Annotated in this window: 15 protein-coding genes and 2 pseudogenes; 10 read left to right on the forward strand and 7 right to left on the reverse strand. The window is 55.0% G+C overall.

What is annotated here, in order from left to right; genetic code table 11:
• Positions 1-348: 348 nt before the first annotated feature.
• The 3 genes from malE to malG are packed head-to-tail and all read left to right on the forward strand — an operon-like array spanning position 349 to position 4,030.
• On the forward strand, positions 349-1,539 hold the full coding sequence (malE, locus tag EKL29_RS08510) for a maltose/maltodextrin ABC transporter substrate-binding protein MalE (protein ID WP_147402116.1): 1,191 nt from the start codon (positions 349-351) through the stop codon (positions 1,537-1,539).
• 58 nt (positions 1,540-1,597) lie between these two features.
• Complete coding sequence (gene malF, locus EKL29_RS08515) at positions 1,598-3,130, forward strand: maltose ABC transporter permease MalF (RefSeq protein ID WP_126689376.1); 1,533 nt, start codon at positions 1,598-1,600, stop codon at positions 3,128-3,130.
• 9 nt (positions 3,131-3,139) lie between these two features.
• Positions 3,140-4,030, forward strand: coding sequence for a maltose ABC transporter permease MalG (gene malG, locus EKL29_RS08520; protein WP_126689377.1), 891 nt, complete (start codon positions 3,140-3,142; stop codon positions 4,028-4,030).
• A 219-nt stretch (positions 4,031-4,249) separates the two neighbouring features.
• On the opposite strand, the gene nudI is transcribed toward malG, so the two are convergent.
• From nudI to EKL29_RS08540, 4 genes are all read right to left on the reverse strand, one after another.
• Positions 4,250-4,675: a nucleoside triphosphatase NudI gene (gene nudI, locus EKL29_RS08525; protein WP_120456605.1), complete on the reverse strand. Its 426-nt coding sequence runs from the start codon at positions 4,673-4,675 to the stop codon at positions 4,250-4,252.
• A 579-nt stretch (positions 4,676-5,254) separates the two neighbouring features.
• A complete protein-coding gene (locus tag EKL29_RS08530) occupies positions 5,255-6,340 on the reverse strand; it encodes an aldo/keto reductase (protein ID WP_126689378.1) in 1,086 nt (361 codons plus the stop codon).
• Positions 6,341-6,766: 426 nt separating this feature from the next.
• The gene (locus EKL29_RS08535; RefSeq protein ID WP_126689379.1) at positions 6,767-8,587 is read right to left on the reverse strand and encodes an ABC transporter ATP-binding protein; all 1,821 of its coding nucleotides are present in this window, start codon (positions 8,585-8,587) and stop codon (positions 6,767-6,769) included.
• 66 nt (positions 8,588-8,653) lie between these two features.
• The gene (locus tag EKL29_RS08540) at positions 8,654-9,565 is read right to left on the reverse strand and encodes a LysR substrate-binding domain-containing protein (protein ID WP_126689380.1); all 912 of its coding nucleotides are present in this window, start codon (positions 9,563-9,565) and stop codon (positions 8,654-8,656) included.
• Positions 9,566-9,681: 116 nt separating this feature from the next.
• Between EKL29_RS08540 and EKL29_RS08545 the strand changes: the two genes are divergently transcribed.
• Both EKL29_RS08545 and EKL29_RS08550 read left to right on the forward strand, forming a co-directional pair.
• The gene (locus EKL29_RS08545; protein ID WP_126689381.1) at positions 9,682-10,311 is read left to right on the forward strand and encodes a LysE family translocator; all 630 of its coding nucleotides are present in this window, start codon (positions 9,682-9,684) and stop codon (positions 10,309-10,311) included.
• Between the two features lie 22 nt (positions 10,312-10,333).
• Positions 10,334-10,837 carry a DUF1543 domain-containing protein gene (locus EKL29_RS08550; protein ID WP_126689382.1) on the forward strand — a complete coding sequence of 168 codons (504 nt, stop codon included), beginning with the start codon at positions 10,334-10,336 and terminating at the stop codon, positions 10,835-10,837.
• 4 nt (positions 10,838-10,841) lie between these two features.
• On the opposite strand, the pseudogene EKL29_RS08555 reads toward EKL29_RS08550, so the two are convergent.
• Positions 10,842-11,952, reverse strand: a pseudogene (locus EKL29_RS08555) (class II histone deacetylase).
• A gap of 227 nt (positions 11,953-12,179) precedes the next feature.
• Here EKL29_RS08555 and EKL29_RS08560 point away from each other — a divergent pair.
• Positions 12,180-13,663, forward strand: a pseudogene (locus EKL29_RS08560) (aldehyde dehydrogenase family protein).
• A gap of 27 nt (positions 13,664-13,690) precedes the next feature.
• Here EKL29_RS08560 and EKL29_RS08565 read toward each other — a convergent pair.
• Together EKL29_RS08565 and hpaR are read right to left on the reverse strand one after the other, a co-directional pair.
• Positions 13,691-14,356: a LuxR C-terminal-related transcriptional regulator gene (locus EKL29_RS08565; protein ID WP_271153429.1), complete on the reverse strand. Its 666-nt coding sequence runs from the start codon at positions 14,354-14,356 to the stop codon at positions 13,691-13,693.
• Between the two features lie 358 nt (positions 14,357-14,714).
• Positions 14,715-15,164 carry a homoprotocatechuate degradation operon regulator HpaR gene (gene hpaR, locus EKL29_RS08570; protein ID WP_120456971.1) on the reverse strand — a complete coding sequence of 150 codons (450 nt, stop codon included), beginning with the start codon at positions 15,162-15,164 and terminating at the stop codon, positions 14,715-14,717.
• 341 nt (positions 15,165-15,505) lie between these two features.
• On the opposite strand from hpaR, the gene EKL29_RS08575 reads away from it, so the two are divergent.
• From EKL29_RS08575 to EKL29_RS08590, 4 genes are read left to right on the forward strand one after another with little or no spacing between them, the layout of a single operon-like run.
• Positions 15,506-16,789, forward strand: a complete 1,284-nt coding sequence (locus EKL29_RS08575) for a fumarylacetoacetate hydrolase family protein (RefSeq protein WP_126689383.1) — start codon at positions 15,506-15,508, stop codon at positions 16,787-16,789.
• Complete coding sequence (gene hpaE, locus EKL29_RS08580) at positions 16,786-18,240, forward strand: 5-carboxymethyl-2-hydroxymuconate semialdehyde dehydrogenase (protein ID WP_126689384.1); 1,455 nt, start codon at positions 16,786-16,788, stop codon at positions 18,238-18,240. Before EKL29_RS08575 ends, hpaE begins: the two co-directional genes overlap by 4 nt.
• A 59-nt stretch (positions 18,241-18,299) precedes the next feature.
• Positions 18,300-19,373 (forward strand): 3,4-dihydroxyphenylacetate 2,3-dioxygenase, encoded by a 1,074-nt coding sequence (gene hpaD, locus EKL29_RS08585; protein WP_120456965.1) that lies wholly within the window; start codon positions 18,300-18,302, stop codon positions 19,371-19,373.
• A gap of 52 nt (positions 19,374-19,425) precedes the next feature.
• Positions 19,426-19,806, forward strand: coding sequence for a 5-carboxymethyl-2-hydroxymuconate Delta-isomerase (locus tag EKL29_RS08590; protein WP_120456963.1), 381 nt, complete (start codon positions 19,426-19,428; stop codon positions 19,804-19,806).
• The last annotated feature ends 7 nt before the right edge of the window (positions 19,807-19,813 follow it).

Below are 19,813 nucleotides of genomic sequence, written 5' to 3' on the forward strand. Positions count from 1 at the left end.
CGCTTGCTCACTCTTGCCCGCATCGCCGCAGGCAGACTCCGGCGACCACTATGGGAAAGGTTCAGTCGCCGCACATCCTCCGCCGTGGGCGGTTTAGCTGGGGGATGAGAGAGGAGGAGGAGATCGCCGCGCAGGACGGTGCGAAGGCGGCAACCTGCTGTTTTTTGTGATCGAACGCGCAGAGTCGCGGCGACGAGAGTGTGCGCCAGCCCGTGATAACGGTGCCGTTTTGCAACGGCGATCACGGCTTAGGGTCAGCAGGCGTAGAGCGCGGGAGGATGAGAAGTCGCAGCGGATCGCCACAATGTGCGGGAAAACGATTTCCGTTTCCGCTAACAGGATGGAGTTATGAAAATGAAAACCGGCGCACGTATTTTTGCCCTTTCCGCCCTTACGGCCATGCTGTTTTCGGCCTCGGCAATCGCGAAGATAGAAGAGGGGAAACTGGTTATCTGGATCAACGGCGACAAAGGCTATAACGGGCTGGCCGAGGTGGGTAAAAAGTTTGAGCAGGATACCGGCATTAAAGTGACGGTAGAGCATCCGGATAAGATGGAAGAGAAGTATCCGCAGGTAGCCGCCACCGGCGACGGCCCCGATATTATCTTCTGGGCGCACGACCGCTTTGGCGGCTACGCTCAGTCAGGCCTGCTGGCGGAGATTTCGCCGGATAAAAGCTTCCAGGAGAAGCTCTTTCCCTTCACCTGGGATGCGGTGCGCTTTAACGGCAAGCTGATCGGCTATCCCGTGTCGGTCGAGTCGCTGTCGCTGATCTACAACAAAGACCTGCTGCCCACTCCGCCGAAAAGCTGGGAAGAGATGGCGGCCGTTGACAAGCAGCTGCGCGCGAAAGGCAAAAGCGCCATTATGTTCAACCTGCAGGAACCCTATTTCACCTGGCCGCTGCTGGCCGCAGGCGGCGCTTATGCCTTTAAAAAGACCGACAGCGGCTACGACGTTAAAGACACCGGCGTAGATAACGCTGGCGCGAAGGCGGGCATGCAGTTCCTCGTCGATCAGGTCAAAGCCAAAACCCTCAACGCCGACACCGATTACTCTATCGCTGAAGCCGCCTTCAATAAGGGGCAGACCGCGATGACCATCAACGGCCCCTGGGCCTGGAGCAATATCGACAAGAGCGGCATCAACTATGGCGTAACGCTGCTGCCGACCCTCAACGGCAAGCCGTCGAAAACCTTTGTTGGCGTGCTCAGCGCAGGCATCAACGCGGCCAGCCCGAATAAAGAGCTGGCGAAAGAGTTCCTGGAAAACTACCTGCTGACCGACGCCGGTCTGGACGCGGTGAACAAAGATAAGCCGCTGGGCGCGGTGACGCTGAAGTCGTTCCAGCAGACGCTGGAAAAAGATGAGCGTATCGCCGCCACCATGAACAACGCGCGCAGCGGCGACATTATGCCAAATGTTCCGCAGATGGCGGCGTTCTGGTACGCGATGCGCACCGCCACGCTTAACGCCCTGAGCGGTCGCCAGAGCGTAGACGCCGCGCTGAAAGATGCGCAGGCGCGCCTGAATAAGTAATGCCCCCTCGAAGCCGGCTTGCGCCGGCTTACCACTGGCTGTTAAGGAACACCGAATCATGTCAGGAAAACCGAAAACAGGAGGCGCCAGCCAGCTGCTGAAGCGCGTTCTCGTCGGGATCTGCTGTCTGCTGGTCGGCTACCTTCTGGTGCTGATGTATGCGCAGGGCGAATATCTGTTTGCGCTGGTGACGCTGATTGTCAGCGCGGCGGGCATCTGGATTTACGCTAACCGGCGCGCCTATGCCTGGCGCTATGTCTATCCCGGCCTCGCCGGTATGGCGCTGTTTGTGCTCTTCCCCCTCGCCTGCACTGTGGCGATCGCTTTTACCAACTACAGCAGTACCAACCAGCTTACCCAGGCGCGCGCGCAGCAGGTGCTGCTGAGCCGTCAGTATCAGGACGGCGCGGGAATGAACTTCGCGCTCTATCCGGCGGGCAGCCGCTGGCAGCTGCTGTTAGCCAGCGAGAGTGAAAATTACGTTTCGCCGCCGTTCGATTTTGGCGGCGATCAGCAGCTCAGTATGACCCGCGCCGCGCCGCCTGCGGGCCAGCGCGCGACGCTGAAGGTCATCACCAGCAATCGCCAGGCGCTCAGTCAGATCCGCGCCCGGCTGCCGGACGGCCGCGAGCTGGTAATGAGTTCGCTGCGGCAGTTCTCCGGCACGCGCCCGCTCTATCTGCTTACTGCTGACCAGCAGTTGAAAAATCAGCAAAGCGGTGAGCTGTATCAGGCGAATGATAAAACCGGCTTCTTCCAGCGCGTCAACGCCGACGGCAGCTGGGGCAGCGAGCAGCTTAGCCCGGGCTTTACGGTGAATGCGGGCTGGAAGAACTTTGTGCGCGTCTTTACCGATGAGGGGATCCAGAAGCCTTTCCTGGCGATTTTCGGCTGGACGCTGCTCTTCTCGCTACTGACCGTGGCGCTGACCGTCGCCGTCGGCATGGTGCTCGCCTGCCTGGTGCAGTGGGAAGCGTTAAAGGGGAAAGCGATCTATCGCGTGATGCTGATCCTGCCCTATGCCGTACCGGCCTTTATTTCGATACTGATATTTAAGGGCCTGTTTAACCAGAGCTTCGGCGAGATTAACGTGCTGCTCAACGCGCTGTTCGGCTTCCAGCCCGCCTGGTTCAGCGACCCTCTGCTGGCGCGCGCCATGCTGGTGATCGTCAATACCTGGCTGGGCTATCCCTACATGATGATCCTCTGCATGGGGCTGCTGAAGGCGATTCCAGACGACCTGTACGAAGCATCGGCGATGGATGGCGCAGGACCGTTGCAGAATTTCTTTTTGATTACGCTGCCGCTGTTGTTGAAGCCGCTTATGCCGCTGATGATCGCCAGCTTCGCCTTTAACTTTAACAACTTTGTGCTGGTGCAACTGCTGACTAACGGCGGCCCCGACCGGCTTGGCACCACAACGCCTGCGGGCTATACCGACCTGCTGGTGAACTATACGTGGCGCATCGCCTTTGAGGGCGGCGGCGGGCAGGATTTCGGTCTGGCGGCGGCGATCGCGACGCTGATCTTCCTGCTGGTAGGCGCGCTGGCGGTGATTAACCTGAAAGCCGTGCGGATGAAGTTCGACTAAGGAGGCGTTATGGCTATGGTACAACCTAAATCGCAGAAGCTGCGTTTGCTGCTGACTCATCTGCTGCTGCTCGCGTTTATCGCCGCGATTCTTTTCCCGCTGCTGATGGTTATGGCAATTTCACTGCGCGCCGGCAACTTCGCGACCGGCAGCCTGATCCCGGAGCAGATATCCTGGGAGCACTGGCGGCTGGCGCTGGGGTTCAGCGTCACCCATGCCGACGGCCGCGTGACGCCGCCACCTTTCCCGGTGCTGCTGTGGCTGTGGAACTCCGTTAAGATCGCGGGCATCAGCGCGATTGGCATAGTGGCGCTTTCCACTACCTGCGCCTATGCTTTTGCTCGCATGCGCTTCGCTGGACGCGCCAGCCTGTTGAAAGGGATGCTCATTTTCCAGATGTTCCCTGCCGTTCTCTCGCTGGTGGCGCTCTACGCTTTGTTCGATCGGCTGGGGCAGTATCTGCCTTTCCTCGGGCTGAATACGCATGGCGGCGTGATTTTCGCCTACCTTGGCGGCATCGCGCTGCATGTCTGGACGATTAAAGGTTATTTCGAAACCATCGACGGTTCGCTGGAAGAGGCGGCCGCGCTGGACGGCGCGACGCCGTGGCAGGCGTTCCGGCTGGTGCTACTGCCGCTCTCGGTGCCGATCCTGGCGGTGGTGTTTATTCTGGCGTTTATCGCCGCGGTAACAGAGGTGCCTGTCGCCTCGCTGCTGCTGCGGGACGTTAACAGCTATACCCTGGCGGTCGGTATGCAGCAATATCTGAATCCCCAGAACTATCTGTGGGGGGACTTCGCTGCCGCCGCTGTGCTCTCTGCTATCCCGATTACGCTGGTGTTCCTGCTGGCGCAGCGCTGGCTGGTCAGCGGCCTGACGGCGGGAGGCGTTAAGGGCTAATCTCTTCATCAATGCAGTGCCACTGCTTCCTCAATACTAACCATAATTGAGGGTTTTTGGCGGCCTTCGGGCCGCCGTTTTTATTGGGCTTAAACCCGGCGTTCGGCATATTCGGTGCCTGACAGGCATCAGCGCGCTGATGCCTGGCAGTTCAGATCGAGCGGGTACATTTGCCGAACGTGAGACTTTTAATACGCCTTCGTACGTTCTGAGGAAGAGCTAAAGGAGTCCTTTTTGTGCAAAAGTCACCCGGGTCGCCTCATTAAGATCCATGCTTTTCAGAACGTCAGGGGAAACCCAGGCAACCTCCTGAAATTCTTCGTTAAACGTAATCGCCCGGTTTGAACTTATGCAGTCAAATATAAGGTAAATCATGTAAATTTCTTCGGTGGCGCCGTCCGGATAGGTTTTAGTTCGGATATCATCACGAAAAGCCCAGGGTTTAACCTCGGTGATAAGCAGTTCCTTCCCTAACTCTTCCATGATTTCCCGCCTCAGGGCGATTTCCATCGTTTCGCCAGGCTCCATGCCACCGCCAGGCAGAGCCCATTGCCCCGGGAAAACCCCACGATCTGAGGCCATTTTACAAAGTAAAAATTCACCTTCATTTTGTATTACTGGGCATACGATTACTCTCTGACGCATGTTAGCTCCTTATTAAAAGGCCTGAGTTCCGTTGGGATGAATACCTGTCACCGCTTGATATCGAAGGTATACCGGAAAGTTATCTGTAAATTGCTGATATTGCGCATGACAGTCGGCAATCTTTTTAAGCCTGGTCGCCGGTCAGCTATTTCGTGCGGCCGTAGAGGCTTTCAGGCTGAAGCCTGCTGAACTGACGGGGCATAGCCACAGGCAGCAACAACGTGCCGACAACGCTGCACAAGGCGCTAACTGTTTCGCCTCTTCTGTTACGCTGTCACGTAAAAAGAGGTAGCAAGGGTTAATTTTGCACTTCACTCTCGGGCGCTTACGCCAGGCGAAAGGAGGAGATGCCAGCAGCCAGGCAGGCGTACGCGTTTGTACGGCCCTGCGCAGGGACGCGGGAGGTTCGCTACAAGGTTTTGTGAAAAGTTTAACTGAACACCTCAGGCTTATTGCCAGGAAATTGTTTTTTCCTGCAAAGCGCTGATGAAGCAGACCTGTCTGTTTAACCGTTGCGGAGGTATTAAAGCGTGAGTGCTGCTGGATAAGGCTGACCACATCGCGTGGCCAGCCAGAGGCTTATTTCTGCGCCTGGTCTTTGCGTTCGTCGAGAGTCTGGCGATATTCATCCAGGAAGGGTTGTTCAGCTGGATCGATGCGATCCATGCCGCTGGTGAAGCGGTGCCAGTAGGGATAACGCGGAGCCGGACGCGTCACTTTTTCAATGCGCTGACGCTGCTCATCGCTGAGGGTTAGCTCAAAGGCGTTCAGATTTTCACGCAGGTGAGTTTCGCTGCGGTTGCCGACGATAAGCGCGCTGACCCCTGGACGGTCCGCCAGCCAGGCCAGACAGACCTGGGCAATAGAGGCGTTAATTTCTTTGCCGACCTGCTCCAGCACCTCGATAACGTTATAGGCGTGTTCCATATCGTGCACATAGGGTTCTGGCCAGCCGCTGCCCTGACGGGTCGACTCAGGCGCTTTGCCGTTACGGCTGACCGCGCCGGTCAGCAGGCCTTCGCCCAGCGGCCCCCAGATCAGCGTGCCGATCTCCTGGTCGAGCGCCATCGGCAGCAGCTCGAACTCTGCTTCACGCGATTCCGGCGTGTAATAGATTTGCTGGCTGACAGGCTTGAGCAGGTGTCGCTCGCTGGCGCAGCCCAAGGTCTTCATCATCTGCCAGGCGGTATAATTAGAAGTACCGAAGTAACGAATTTTGCCGCTTTTCACCAGATCTTCGAGCGCGCGCAGCGTCTCTTCTACCGAGGTGACGCCATCCCAGTTATGGATCTGATAAAGGTCAATATGGTCGGTTTTAAGTCGGCGCAGGCTCGCTTCGCACGCCTTGATAAGGTGGTAACGGCTGGCGCCGCTCTCATTCGGGCCATCGCCGAGCGGGCTGCGCGCTTTGCTTGCCAGAATGACATTGTCGCGCTTGTCGCCGAGCGCTTCGCCGACAACCTCTTCTGCGCCGCCCATGGAGTAGAGATCGGCGGTATCGATCATATTAACGCCGTGATCCAGCGCGATATCGATAAAACGGCGCGCTTCGCTGGCGTTAACGTTGCCGGTTTTTTCAAATCCCGCTTTGCCGCCAAACGGCACGGTACCCAGCACGAATTTTGAGACCAGCAGGCCCGAGTGGCCCAGTTTCCTGTATTGCATTTACTTTCCTCCTTTACAGCTTAAAAAGGCGATCGTAGTCGCAACGGTTTACGCATGTTCAAGGGGAAAAGCGTAGGAGAGGATTAGGGGTGGTGCAAATGCGGTGGGGTTACCCTGTAACGTTTCAGGGGTGATTAGCTATTGCTAATGCCCTGTTTACTGCTTTTTCTGCTGAGAGCCCGCATAAGTCAGTTTGCCTTATTTCAGACAGGCTGCTGATGCAAATTTATGGTTAGTCCTGCAGGGAATAACCTTTGTTTGACAACCATAATCCGCCAACGTAATGGCTACCTCCTCGCGGCAAAAATTATTCAAACAGTAACACGCCAGTTCAGTATTTTCTGAGAGACATCGTTGCCTATCCATTGTGCCGGACTGGCAGGTAAAGCAAGCAGTTCGATGGGAAGTTTGAAAATATGTGTCTCCCTAACTGGCCTGCTTTTTCCACAGGGTGTAATAGCGACCTTTCTGCCGTATCAATTCATCATGAGTGCCCTCTTCTTTAATCATCCCTTGATTAAGCACCAGAATCCTGTCCATGTCAGCCACCGATGACAAACGGTGCGCAATCGCAATCACTGTTTTACCCACCATTACTTCGTTTAACGCATCGCGAACATCTGTCTCAGTTACAGAGTCAAGCGCAGAGGTGGCTTCATCCAGAATCAGTATCGGGGCATTACGTAAAATGGCCCGGCAAATGCTCAGCCTTTGCCGCTGCCCACCAGACAGCCGGGCTCCGCGATCGCCGATACGTGTCTCGAAACCTGTATGGCTGCCATCAGTTGCCTGAAGGATAAAATCCAGCGCTTTAGCTTTTTGCGCAGCAGCGCGAACATCTTCTTCACTGAAGTTGCTACAACCGAAGGTAATATTTTCATAAATAGTTCGGTTAAAGAGGATGTTATCTTGCGTCACAATGCTGAACTGTCGACGCAAATGATTAAGAGGGTAATGTCGTATATCCGTACCATCGAGCATAATGTTGCCGTCGAGAGGATCGTAAAATCGCATTAGCAGGCTAATTAGCGTGGATTTACCGGAGCCAGACTCTCCTGTAATTGCTATCTTTTCACCCGATTTGATATGCATAGACAATCCGTTGATAACGGGCTTTCCTGCTTCATAATGAAAGTGCAAATCCCTAAAAAGGATATCTCCCTTTACCTTTTCCCGTGAGAAGGTTTTATTTTTTTCTGTAACAAGGTTCGGATGTTGTATTACGTCAATGGAAGCATTGAACAGTCCCAGCGCCCGCATCGCACCAGTGATTTGATCCATTAGCGCAGCTAGCTGTCCCTCCAGGCGAAAAATAAGCCCAAAAATAACGGCTATCTCACCCACAGATAGCAATCCTGTGTGCCAGGAGGATATGCATATATACCCTATTACAACCATCGCGGCGGAGCTGATCATCAGCAGGAGAGTTTCGGCACAGGTAATCGCCCGGAGAAATTGCTGGTTTTTATTAATAAAATTAAACAGCTTTCCTTTCATAAACTCGCGTTCATCTCCATCAGGCGATAAAGATTTAACGTTAATGATATTAGAAAAAATGTCGACAAGATGACCGTTTATTCTATTAGAAGCATCGGCCGATTTGCGGGATCGCCTCTTAATTTCATGTGCATATTTTATCGAAATCCAAAGATAAATCGTTAGCCAGAGGATAACCGTTACAGTAAACCAAACGTTTAAAACGCTTATAAATCCTAAAGCCAGAATGACGTAGGCGATATTCGACCATAACATCTGTAATGTGCTGAGCAAAAGCTCCGTCATAGCCTGCCCAGATTGCCAGACTGCCGATGCGATTTTTCCTGAATGATTGTGACTAAAGTATGCTAAGTCGTTTTTTATTACTTTATTGTAAAAGTTCCACCGAACCATCGGGCTAAAACGAGCACGAATGCACTGGTCACATAGCAATCCTAATGTTAATGATGTTAAGGGACGGAAAATCAAAAATAAAAAAGCCGTTGTTATTAAGAGTTGGTTCTGGGTGAATATATCACTCAGGACAGGCGATAGTGTGCCGTTGAGTGAGTCAATCACCAGTCCTACGGTATAAATCAGGCTGACATCCACAGCTGCTTTGATTAACCCGACAAGAGCAATTAAAAGCACTATGGTCTTAACTTTATTAGCGAAATATAAAAAACCATATTTCTGCTGCGGGCCAGAATCTTTTTCTACCTGAAAAGGATCAATCAGGTTCTCAAAAAAGCGGAACAGCCTCTCCAACATATCTTTTTCCTTAAGGCGATAGTTGTATGAAAGTGGTGCGGCACGTCGTGCTTATAGGCAGGTGATTCACGCATTTTTCACGTAACTCAGTGTCTTGTCCGGGAGGCCAGGTACGTGAAGCTTTAGCCAGTTCAGCAGCAGCTCAATATGTCGCGTTTTGCCTGAGTGACGCGGCCACACAAGGTAGTAACCCTCCCCGGTCGCCACCGCTTCACTGAATGGAAGCGCCAGCAGTCCGCTATTTATGGCATCCAGACTTAACAAAAGATCGCCTACCGAAACGCCGTGACCGCTCAGTGCAGCCAGATTACCCTGCTCAAGCGTGTCAAACACCTTGCCGCCGGTAAGATCAAGCGCAGGTAAGCGTCCTGTCTTATTCAGCCACCTGCGCCAGTCGCGCCGATCCGGTGACGGATGGATTAAGTCGCAGTCAGGAAGATGATGCTTCGCTTTTTCCAGCAGCGCCGGTGAGCAGACCGGAATAAGCCATTCGCTAAAAAGCAGCCTGCTTTCAGTCGAGTCACCGTAATCACCTTTGCCGAGCAATATCGCGCAGTCGTATGGCTCGCGCTTAAAGTCCACGCTGTCTGTATCCATCCAGACGCTGGTGATCTCTATGCGAGGCGTTGTGTGATTTTCACGAAAAGCATTCAGCACATCCAGCAGCCAGCGCATGGTGAGGGTTGAAGGTGCCTTAAGCCGCAGCTCCAGGCTGCTGCTTTTGAAAGCGTAACAGGCTCGCTCAATGCCAAGAAAGCTCTCAGTTAACTGACTTGCCAGGATTCGCCCCGCCTCGCTAACCTTCACTCGCGGCCCGTTTCTTTGAAAAAGCTCGCACTCAAACCAGGCCTCAAGAGTACGTATATGCCTGCTGACCGCGCCTGGCGTGATATTAAGGACGGCTGCCGCCTTACTGAAGGATTCTAATCGCGCAGCGGCTTCAAAGGCGCGCAGGGCATAAAGCGGTGGCAGGGACATAGCTTTCTTCATTGTGAGTTTTAGTCACATTAAGCGCGAGTTTTATCCGTTTTTCAACCGCCTCGCCTGCCTCAATAATCTGGCGCGAGCTAAGAGAAAAAAGGATAAAGAGCGAAATGAATCTGATCTTACTGAGTGCCTACATACTGGCTGTACTCGTGCTGCTTATTACTCCTGGCCCGGTCGTGGCGCTGGTGACCGGGACGGCAGCACGCCACGGCAGTCGCCGCGCCTTTGCCACGGTAGCAGGAACAAACAGCGCGTCGCTGGTTCTGATTATGCTGGCTGCGCTAATGCTGGCAGGCGCGATCTCCTTTTCTCCCCTCTTCCTCTACTTGCTGGCAATGGCGGGTTCGCTCTATATCGGCTGGGGCGCGGTTGCCAGCCTCAGAGCAATCAAAGCAGACGCAGCCGGTAAAGAGGCCGACAAATTGCGCGGCCAGGGAGGGTTCAGTAGAGGTTTTCTGATAGGGCTATCCAATCCCAAAGATATCCTCTTTTTCGTCGCTTTTTTTCCGCAGTTCATCGCCGTCACGCCAGATTTTACCACCAGTATCCTGACGCTCTCTCTGGTATGGATGTTTTCCGATTTTACCGTTTTGTCGCTCTATATCCTGTTGATAACGCGATGGGTACCGGAACGACATAGCCAAGGTCTTGAGGGAATATCGTCTTTGTTTCTGGTTGCCGTTTCGTTGTATGGTATCGTATATAACGCAAGCGAAATCATTACCTGGTACGCCTGACGCGCAGGCAAAGGAGAGCGGTGTGTATCTGTTTATGTTTTACCTGGGCGGTAATGCCGGCAGGTCCAATATTGAAGTCCATGATATTCAGTTTGTAGTCGCAGACCACCCGGAGGCCGCCTGGCCTGCGCTGCGTGAAGCCTGGTTCGGTGATGCCGACAAAGTGCATATCGACGGCTATGCGCGCATTAGCTGGGCAGACGGTTACGCAGTCAGCCTGGCTGACACGCCGCCTGAAAACAGCCAGCGGCTATGGTTTGTTAACGCTGGCGCCTACCATCCCTGCTCCCTGGCGGAGCTGCACGCCTTTGATTTGTTTGTCGCGCAAGACAGCAAAGAGGCCAAAGCGAAAGGGCTGGCATCGCTGCTTAATGGCGCGCTTCACCAGCACAAAGACAATCTGAAGGATGTGGATGACTGCATCCTGCTGGAAAAGGTCGGCAATAAATATATTCATCTCACGCCATCGGACAGCGGCGCGCCTTTCCGGCCGGAGTGGCAGGGCTACCAACCGATAGGCGTGTGAGGCATTACAGCTTTAAGGCGTGCGCCAGTTCATCAATCAGCGCGCACTGCACGCGATTGAAGGTGTCGCGAGGCTGTTGCTGTTCGATAAACGAGAGCAAAGGATCGGTTACCTCGGTTTTAAAACCGCACAACTGTTCCATCACTGCCAGCCCGCAAAAAGGCACGTAGGCTTCAGAGTACCCCCCCCTCATGCACCATCACCAGGCGGCCAGCGCAGAGTTCTCGGGCCGCCAGCTGAATCTTACTGGTCATGCTGCGGTAACTTTCGCTGTGCAACAGCATCCGCCCGAGCGGATCCATTGCGCTGGCGTCGTAGCCGCAGGCAACAATAATCAGGTCAGGTTTAAAGCGCGTCAGCGCAGGCATTACGATGCGGTCAAACGCATAGAGCCAGGCATCATGACCCGCGCCCGCCATCAGCGGAATATTGATATTGGCGCCATCGCCTTCTCCGACCCCGGTATCCGTTTCCCCACCATAACCTGCCGGAAAGCAACCATCCTGATGAAGCGAAATCGTCAGCACATCGCCGCGCTGATAGAAAATATGCTGCGTCCCGTTGCCGTGGTGCACGTCCCAGTCAACGACAGCGATCTTTCCGACATTCATTATCGCTTTGGCGCGTTCAATAGCGATTGCGATGTTGGCCAGAAAACAGAAGCCCATCGACGTATCCGGCAGGCAGTGGTGTCCCGGCGGACGACCAAGCGAGTAGGCATTAACGCAATCTCCCGTTAACACTGACTCAACGGCGGCGCAGGCAAGACCTGCGGAGAGGCAGGCTATCTCATAGCTCCCCGGCCCCAGCGGTGCTTCGTCACCCAGCATCCCTCCACCGTTATCGCTGAGATCTTTAAAGCGCGCGAGATAGCGTTGATCGTGAACGCGTAAAAGATCGGCTTCGCTGGCGGGCGCGGCCGATGCATGACGCAAATGAGCCGACAAACCTGAGACATCAAGCAGGTTTTTGAGCCGCCGTTTGGTTTCAGGGTTTTCCGCATGTGCCGCGCCTGAAGGCGGCTGGACCCAGCCGCCAACCGGCAAGGTAACGACATGCAGGCCTGTACTGTGCCAGAAGCAGCGTTCATCAAAGAAAAAACCAGTGTTGTTCATTTTTGTCTCCTCCAGGGGCTTTACCGCACGTTAAAGCGCTACTGATATCGCATTCACGCCGCTGTGGTAATCGTCCTGAAGGAGGAAGCGCAGATCTGCCGTCGCGCTGAAAAGAGGATATTGTCACTCTGTCTCGTCCTTATGGCTGATGGGGCTGGGCGCGCTCTTGTGCTGTGATACGCCTGAACGCGCCTTGCGCGCCTGGCCTAATTACAAGAGGACTTTTTATGCCGCAGATTCCGTTATTAAGCGAGGTAACGGCATTTATTGCCCGCGACCATGGTAGTTACATTGATGGCGAAGCTGTTAAAGGAATGGACGCGCCCTTTCAGGTTATTAATCCCGCTACCGGCGAGCCGCTGCTCACGCTGAACAGCGCCAGCCTGGCGCAGGCAGATGCGGCGATGCGCAGCGCGCAGCGGGCGTTTACAGCCTGGCGAGAAATGGCGACGCTGCAGCGTGGCACGCTGCTGCTGAAGCTGGCCGACAAGCTCGCGGAGAAGCGTGAGGAGCTGGCGCAGATTGAAACGCTCTGCTCCGGCAAAACCATCCAACTGGCGCGCATGCTTGAACTGGACCAGTCTGTTGCCTTCCTGCGCTATTTCGCGGGCTGGGCCGGTAAAATCAACGGCGAGACGCTGGATGTCTCTCTACCCTCTTTCGCCGGGGAAAAATATACTGCCTTCACCCGCCGTCAGCCGCTGGGCGTCGTTGTGGCTATTGTGCCCTGGAACTTTTCAATCATGATTGCGGTATGGAAAATCGCGGCGGCGCTGGTGTGCGGCTGTACCGTTGTGGTGAAACCCAGCGAATATACGCCGCTTACGCTGCTGCGTCTGGCGGAGCTGGCGAGCGAATGCGGCTTTCCGCCCGGCGTTATTAACGTGGTTAACGGCCCTGGCGGCGAGCTGGGACCAGCGCTGATTGGACATGAAAGCTGCGCCAAGGTGAGCTTTACCGGTTCGGTTGCCACGGGCAATGCGGTCAGCCGCTCCGCAACCGCACAGGGTAAACGCGTCACGCTGGGCTGGGCGGAAAAAACGCCGCGCTGTTTCTTGACGACCTCTCGGTGACAGAGATAGTTAACGGCATTCTTGAGGCAGGCTATCTCAATCAGGGACAAATCTGCGCCGCCGCAGAATGTTTCTGGCTGCCCGCTGACAAAATCGATGCGGTGCTGGAAGCGCTGAAAGTGCACCTCAACAATACCGTCATCGGTTCGCCGCTGGATGAGACGACGGCGATGGGGCCGCTGGCGAACCGGGCGCAGCTGGATAAGATTTCAGATCTGCTGGCTATTGCGCGCCGCGAGGGAGATGAGATCGTCTGCGGCGGAGAAACGCTGGAGGGAAGCGGTTATTTTCTGCGTCCCACCGCTGTACGCGTAGCCTCCGCCAGCAGTACGCTGATGAAAGAGGAAACCTTTGGGCCGGTCGGCAGCTTTATCGCCTATGAGGATGCTGAACAGGCGTTACAAAACATCAATGCCTCTCCTTTTGGCCTGGCAGCCAGCGTCTGGTCGCGCGATATCAGCCAGGCGCTGCGTTTCAGCGAGCGGCTGGAAGCCGGGATTGTCTGGATCAATATGCACACGTTTCTCGATCCAGCTGTACCTTTTGGCGGGGTTAAAGGTTCTGGTTCTGGACGCGAATTCGGCAGCGCGTTTATTGATGATTACACCGAGCTGAAGTCGATAATGGTGCGTTACTGAGCCGCGACGGCGAGCGCTGGCTCGCCGTTAGCTCGCCCGCTCGGCATACCAGCTGGCATTCACGTTACGCAAAAGTTCGGTACGGTTGCTGGCGTGCGTTTTGCTGAAAATATTGCGTAAATGGGTTTTTACCGTCGAAAGCGAAATATCCAGCTGGCTGGCGATACGCTTGTTGCAGGCGCCTTCGCGGATCATATCAACGATAATTTGCTCTTTAGGCGTCAGCCGCTGCGCTGCGCTATGCGGCATAAGCTCATCGGTGGCCACTTCAACCAGTGACAGCATAGCGCGCAGGCGCATCCGCTCCTGCAGGCTGTAGACTTTGTCACGCATCAGCGACAAGCCCGCCACGATTTTACGGTTTTTGCGCACATAGACCTCAATGGAATCGCCCATTGAGTTGGGCTTCATAAAGTGACGGTAGTAGGCGGTCTTACGTGACGCATCGTCCATACCGGCAAAGCTCACTGGCTGGGTTGCATAACGCTGCGGATGAAAGGGATCGAGAGTAATAAAATCGCGCATATAGGCCTGATGCGTCTCGTCAGAAATGCCGAATCGTACATGCTGGTACGGCATCATATTTTCATCCACCAGATAAAACACACCGATAGAACCGGGAATGAGTTGAGTAAAATTTTCCAGGCAGCGGCAAATAAAGGCATCCGCCTGAATGGACGAAATTTCAGCCATGCTATGTTCCTCATCATTGCTCACCGTGCCGGGCCGTCGCGCAAAGCGTTCAGCAGCGCCGTGCGGGGAAGTATCGAAGCAACACTAAATTAACATGTCTATACATACCCTATTTTCATAGTCATACCAGCCTCGTCTTGTCTGAAATCCGATATCGATCAGAATTTTTAAAAGTAATTAAACCCTTCGGTATTCTATTTTTTATCTCTATTTTCATATAGATAATATTTGTCCGGGTACTTTTCGCCTCAGCCATAAGGACGATAACCTTAACGTTGCCAATGCGATATATACAGAGGCAGTAACGTCGAATTTAATGCGTAAGGTTAGTTAAATGTTAATGAATTACAGGGTCAGTTCAGCCTGCCAGCTCTTGCCCTCCGCTCTCTGGCGACTCCGCCTGCAGCCTGTTGAACTCCTCCAGCAGGGCTTTCAACTGCGCCATCTTATGTTCGCCGAACTGTGCCTCAATCTGCTGATAGCCAGCATCAATTTCACGGCTCGCCTGCTGAAAAATGTCGACGCCGCGCGGCGTCAGCGAGGCGAATAGTTTGCGCTGATCGTTGAGCGGTTTCAGGCGAAACACCAGTCCGTCTCGTTCCAGCCGCGTCAGGATGCCGGTCAGGCTGGGACGCAAAATACAGGCCTGCTGCGCCAGCGCATGGAAATCCAGCGAGCGGTGCTCCGCCAGAATGCGAATGATGCGCCACTGCTGCTCGGTTAATGCATACCGGTTAAGAATGGGCCGGAAATAGCCCATCGCCGTTTCACGAGCCTGCAGCAGAGCAATAGTCAAAGAATCATGCATATCACGTCACTTTGTTAGGGAGTGGCTTGGGTGATAGCCAGTATAGGGATTGCCAGCGCTGCTGCACAGTTTTGGAGAATAACACCGCAAAAATAACTTTAAACATTAACAGGTTAATAAAGTGATCGACATCACGAAATGTGAAACAAAAATTTAACACTCGATGTCATCTCTTTTTTTACTCTATTGATAGTAATGATATTTATTAATTTAAGAGAGGTCGTGAACAGGGTTTTAGATGGTTTTCACCTCTTGATCTCAAATGCAAATGCGATCTTATAATAAATCATTAACATGTTAACAAAATAAATCAGCAGCTCGATTCGCCTGAAGGAAACACTATGAAAAGGTCTGTTTTTGCCGTTGCGCTAAACCATTCATCGCAGACAGAAAAGTGGAATGACGCGTTTCACCAGCCACCCTATAAAACGCCGCCGAAAACGCCGGTCTGGTTTATCAAACCGCGAAATACGCAGCGTCAGTCTGGCGATGCCATCGCCTTGCCTGCAAACCAGCAAACCTACAGCGGCGGTACGCTGGCGGTGGTGATTGGCGCAACGGCACGCAAAGTGTCGGTTGCGGACGCGCCGCGCTATATCGCCGGTTACGCGCTGGCTAACGAACTGAGCCTGGCCGAAGAGAGCTTCTATCGTCCGGCTATCAAAGCGAAATGCCGCGACGGTTTCTGTCCGATCGGCGAAGCGGCCCCGCTGGCTGACGTCAGCGCGCTGGAGATCGTGACCGAGATAAATGGCGTAGTGAAGCAGAGCTGGTCAACTGCCGATCTTCATCGCAATGCGGCTGAGCTGATCGCGGCGCTAAGCGATTTCGCCACGCTGCAGGCAGGTGATGTGATCCTGCCAGGTACGCCGCAGGAGCGTATTCCGGTGAGCGCGGGCGATACCGTGACGATTAAAGCGCAGGGTTTACCGCCGCTGAGCAACCTCTTCACCGACCGTGAGAGCGTGCAACTCCAGCCGGACAATCATCCCACGCTGTTCGCCCTCGGCCTTAATTACGCCGATCACGCCGCCGAACTGGAATTCAAAGCGCCTGAGGAGCCGCTGATTTTTATCAAAGCGGCCAACACGCTCACCGGCGACAACAGCGTGAGCGTGCGCCCGGACCATCTCGAATATATGCACTACGAGGCTGAGCTGGTGGTGGTGATCGGCAAAACCGCGCGCGGCGTAAAGCGTGCCGAGGCGCTCGACTATGTAGCGGGCTACACGGTGTGTAACGACTACGCGGTGCGCGACTACCTGGAAAATTACTATCGCCCTAACCTGCGCGTGAAAAGCCGCGACACCCTGACCCCGCTGCTACCGCGCGTCACACCGCGCGAGGCCGTACCCGATGTGCAAAATCTGCAACTCAAAACTTTCGTTAACGGCGAGCTGACGCAGTCGGGCACCACGCGCGACATGGTGTTCGACGTTGCCTTCCTGATTGAATACCTGAGCGAATTTATGACGTTACAGCCGGGCGACATGATCGCTACCGGCACGCCGAAAGGGCTTGCCGACGTTAAGCCGGGCGATGAGGTCGTGGTCGAGGTAGAAGGCGTGGGCCGGTTAACTAACCGCATTGTGAGTGAGCAACAGTTTGAGGAGAGCCTGAAATGAAAAAGATTAATCACTGGATCAACGGCAAAAGCGTCACCAGCAGCGACTACTTCACCACGGTAAACCCGGCTACCGGCGAGGTGCTGGCGGAAGTGGCGTCAGGGGACGAACAGGAAATTCATCAGGCAGTCGAAGCGGCGAAAAATGCTTTTCCCAAATGGGCCAACACGCCCATGAAAGAGCGCGCGCGCCTGATGCGCCGTCTCGGCGAGCTTATTGATGAGAACGTGCCGGACATTGCGGCGATGGAAACGGCGGATACCGGTCTGCCGATCCACCAGACCAAAAACGTGTTGATCCCGCGCGCGTCGCACAACTTTGAGTTCTTTGCCGAAATTTGTCAGCAGATGAACGGCCGCACCTATCCGGTCGACGACAAGATGATGAACTACACGCTCATCCAGCCGGTTGGCGTTTGCGCGCTCGTCTCGCCGTGGAACGTGCCCTTTATGACCGCGACCTGGAAAACCGCGCCTTGTCTGGCGCTGGGGAATACGGCCGTGTTGAAAATGTCCGAGCTCTCTCCCCTGACCGCCGATCGCCTGGGCGAGCTGGCGCTGGAAGCGGGCATTCCGGCAGGGGTGCTGAACGTGGTGCAGGGTTACGGCAGCACCGCAGGGGATGCGCTGGTGCGCCATCATGACGTGCGCGCCGTCTCCTTCACCGGTGGCACCGCAACCGGGCGCAAAATCATGCAGAGCGCCGGGCTGAAAAAGTACTCGATGGAGCTGGGCGGCAAATCGCCGGTGCTGGTGTTTGAAGACGCCGATATTGAGCGCGCGCTCGACGCTGCGTTGTTCACCATCTTCTCAATCAACGGCGAACGCTGCACTGCCGGCTCGCGCATCTTTATTCAGGAAAGCATCTACCCGGAATTTGTTAAACGCTTTGCCGAACGCGCGAACCGCCTGCGCGTTGGCGATCCGACCGATCCGAACACGCAGGTCGGCGCGCTAATCAGCCAGCAGCACTGGGAAAAGGTGTCCGGCTACATTCGCCTCGGTATTGAAGAGGGAGCAAAAATGCTGGCGGGCGGCCCGGACAAGCCTGAAGGACTGAGCCACGGCAACTTCCTGCGCCCTACGGTTTTTGCGGATGTGGATAACCGCATGCGTATCGCCCAGGAGGAGATCTTCGGGCCCGTCGCCTGCCTGTTCTCTTTCAGGGATGAGGCTGAAGGTTTGCGTCTGGCGAACGACGTGGAATATGGCCTCGCCTCCTATATCTGGACTCAGGACGTCAGCAAGGTGCTGCGCCTCTCCCGCAGCATTGAGGCTGGAATGGTCTTCGTCAACACGCAGAACGTGCGCGATCTGCGTCAGCCGTTCGGCGGCGTGAAGGCGTCCGGCACTGGCCGGGAGGGCGGCGAATACAGTTTCGAAGTGTTTGCTGAGATGAAGAATGTCTGCATTTCCTTTGGCGATCACCCGATCCCGAAATGGGGCGTGTAATCGGCCAGCACTCCTCTGCCGCGCAGAGTCGCTATTTCTTACCCTGAAAGGAGATAACAATGACAACAAAAAAATTAACCGCAAAGCTGCCGGCGCCGGATGTGTTGCGCTGCGCCTATATGGAAATCCAGGTCACCGATCTGAAAGCTTCGCGTGAGTTTTATGTCGATATCCTCGGCCTGCACGTTACGGCTGAAGATGAAAAAACGCTTTATCTGCGTTCGCTGGAGGAGTTTATCCACCACAACGTGGTGCTGCGTGAAGGTCCGGTAGCCGCCGTAGCCGCCTTCGCATTTCGCGTGCGCAGCCCGGAAGATGTCGATCGCGCTGAAGCGTATTATCAGGCGCTTGGCTGTAAAACCGAACGCCGCGTTAACGGCTTCGTTAAAGGCATTGGCGACTCCGTACGAGTGGAAGATCCGCTCGGCTTTCCCTATGAATTCTTCTATGACGTGCAGCACGTTGAGCGTCTGGCGTGGCGTTATGAGCTTTATACCCCAGGCGCGCTGGTTCGCCTCGACCACTTCAACCAGATCACGCCTGACGTACCAAAAGCGGTGGAGTATATCGAAGGGCTGGGCTTCCGCGTAACTGAAGATATCCGCGACGATAACGGCACGGTCTATGCCGCATGGATGCGTCGTAAAGCGACCGTACACGACACCGCGATGACAGGCGGCGCGGGCCCGCGCATGCACCATATCGCTTTCGCCACGCATGAAAAACATAACATCCTGGCAATTTGCGACAAGCTTGGCGCGCTGCGTAAATCGGACATGATCGAGCGTGGCCCAGGTCGACACGGCGTGTCGAACGCTTTCTATCTCTACATCCGCGATCCGGATGGACACCGCATCGAAATCTATACCCAGGACTACTACACCGGCGACCCGGACAACCCAGTGGTGAGCTGGGATGTGCATGACAACCAGCGTCGCGACTGGTGGGGCACGCCGGTGGTTCCAAGCTGGTACACCGACGGTTCGCTGGTGCTGGGGCTGGATGGTCAACCACAGCCAGTACGCGAACGCGAGGAGGCGAGCGAAATGGCGGTAACCATCGGCGCGGATGGCTTTTCCTACACCCGCAAAGGCGAAGCAGAGACCGGCTACAAGCTCGGCAATACCCTGTAACCCACTGGCTGCTGCGCGTAGCGCGGCAGCCTCTTATCTCGCGGAGTCTTAAATGCCCCACTTTATCGCCGAATGCACCGAAAACATTCGCCAGCAGGCCGATCTGCCCGGCTTGTTCGCGAAGGTTAATCAGCATCTCGCCAGCAGCGGCATCTTTCCGGCAGGCGGCATTCGCAGTCGCGCGCACTGGATCGATACCTGGCTGATGGCCGATGGCAAACACGATTTCAGCTTTGTGCATATGACGCTGAAAATTGGCCATGGCCGCGCCCTGGAGGAGCTACAGCCGGTTATGACCGTGCTGTTCGAGATCGTTAAGACGCACTTTGCGCCATTAAGCGCCAGCCGCTATCTGGCCCTTTCGCTGGCCGTTGAGGAACTGCATCCGGTGCTGAACTTCAAACAGAACAATGCGCACGCGCTCTACCGCTGAGGAGGCT

Source organism: Pantoea sp. YU22 (assembly GCF_003970755.1).
In the GTDB taxonomy this organism is placed as follows: Bacteria; Pseudomonadota; Gammaproteobacteria; order Enterobacterales; family Enterobacteriaceae; genus Pantoea; species Pantoea piersonii.

Bases quoted from the DNA above. Each gene is read 5' to 3' on its own strand.
- hpaE (WP_126689384.1), top strand. From the start codon at position 16,786: ATGAAAAAGATTAATCACTGGATCAACGGCAAAAGCGTCACCAGCAGC.
- malG (WP_126689377.1), top strand. From the start codon at position 3,140: ATGGCTATGGTACAACCTAAATCGCAGAAGCTGCGTTTGCTGCTGACT.
- EKL29_RS08590 (WP_120456963.1), top strand. From the start codon at position 19,426: ATGCCCCACTTTATCGCCGAATGCACCGAAAACATTCGCCAGCAGGCC.
- malE (WP_147402116.1), top strand. From the start codon at position 349: ATGAAAATGAAAACCGGCGCACGTATTTTTGCCCTTTCCGCCCTTACG.
- malF (WP_126689376.1), top strand. From the start codon at position 1,598: ATGTCAGGAAAACCGAAAACAGGAGGCGCCAGCCAGCTGCTGAAGCGC.
- EKL29_RS08540 (WP_126689380.1), bottom strand. From the start codon at position 9,565: ATGTCCCTGCCACCGCTTTATGCCCTGCGCGCCTTTGAAGCCGCTGCG.
- hpaD (WP_120456965.1), top strand. From the start codon at position 18,300: ATGACAACAAAAAAATTAACCGCAAAGCTGCCGGCGCCGGATGTGTTG.
- EKL29_RS08565 (WP_271153429.1), bottom strand. From the start codon at position 14,356: ATGGCTGAAATTTCGTCCATTCAGGCGGATGCCTTTATTTGCCGCTGC.
- nudI (WP_120456605.1), bottom strand. From the start codon at position 4,675: ATGCGTCAGAGAGTAATCGTATGCCCAGTAATACAAAATGAAGGTGAA.
- hpaR (WP_120456971.1), bottom strand. From the start codon at position 15,164: ATGCATGATTCTTTGACTATTGCTCTGCTGCAGGCTCGTGAAACGGCG.
- EKL29_RS08575 (WP_126689383.1), top strand. From the start codon at position 15,506: ATGAAAAGGTCTGTTTTTGCCGTTGCGCTAAACCATTCATCGCAGACA.
- EKL29_RS08535 (WP_126689379.1), bottom strand. From the start codon at position 8,587: ATGTTGGAGAGGCTGTTCCGCTTTTTTGAGAACCTGATTGATCCTTTT.
- EKL29_RS08545 (WP_126689381.1), top strand. From the start codon at position 9,682: ATGAATCTGATCTTACTGAGTGCCTACATACTGGCTGTACTCGTGCTG.
- EKL29_RS08530 (WP_126689378.1), bottom strand. From the start codon at position 6,340: ATGCAATACAGGAAACTGGGCCACTCGGGCCTGCTGGTCTCAAAATTC.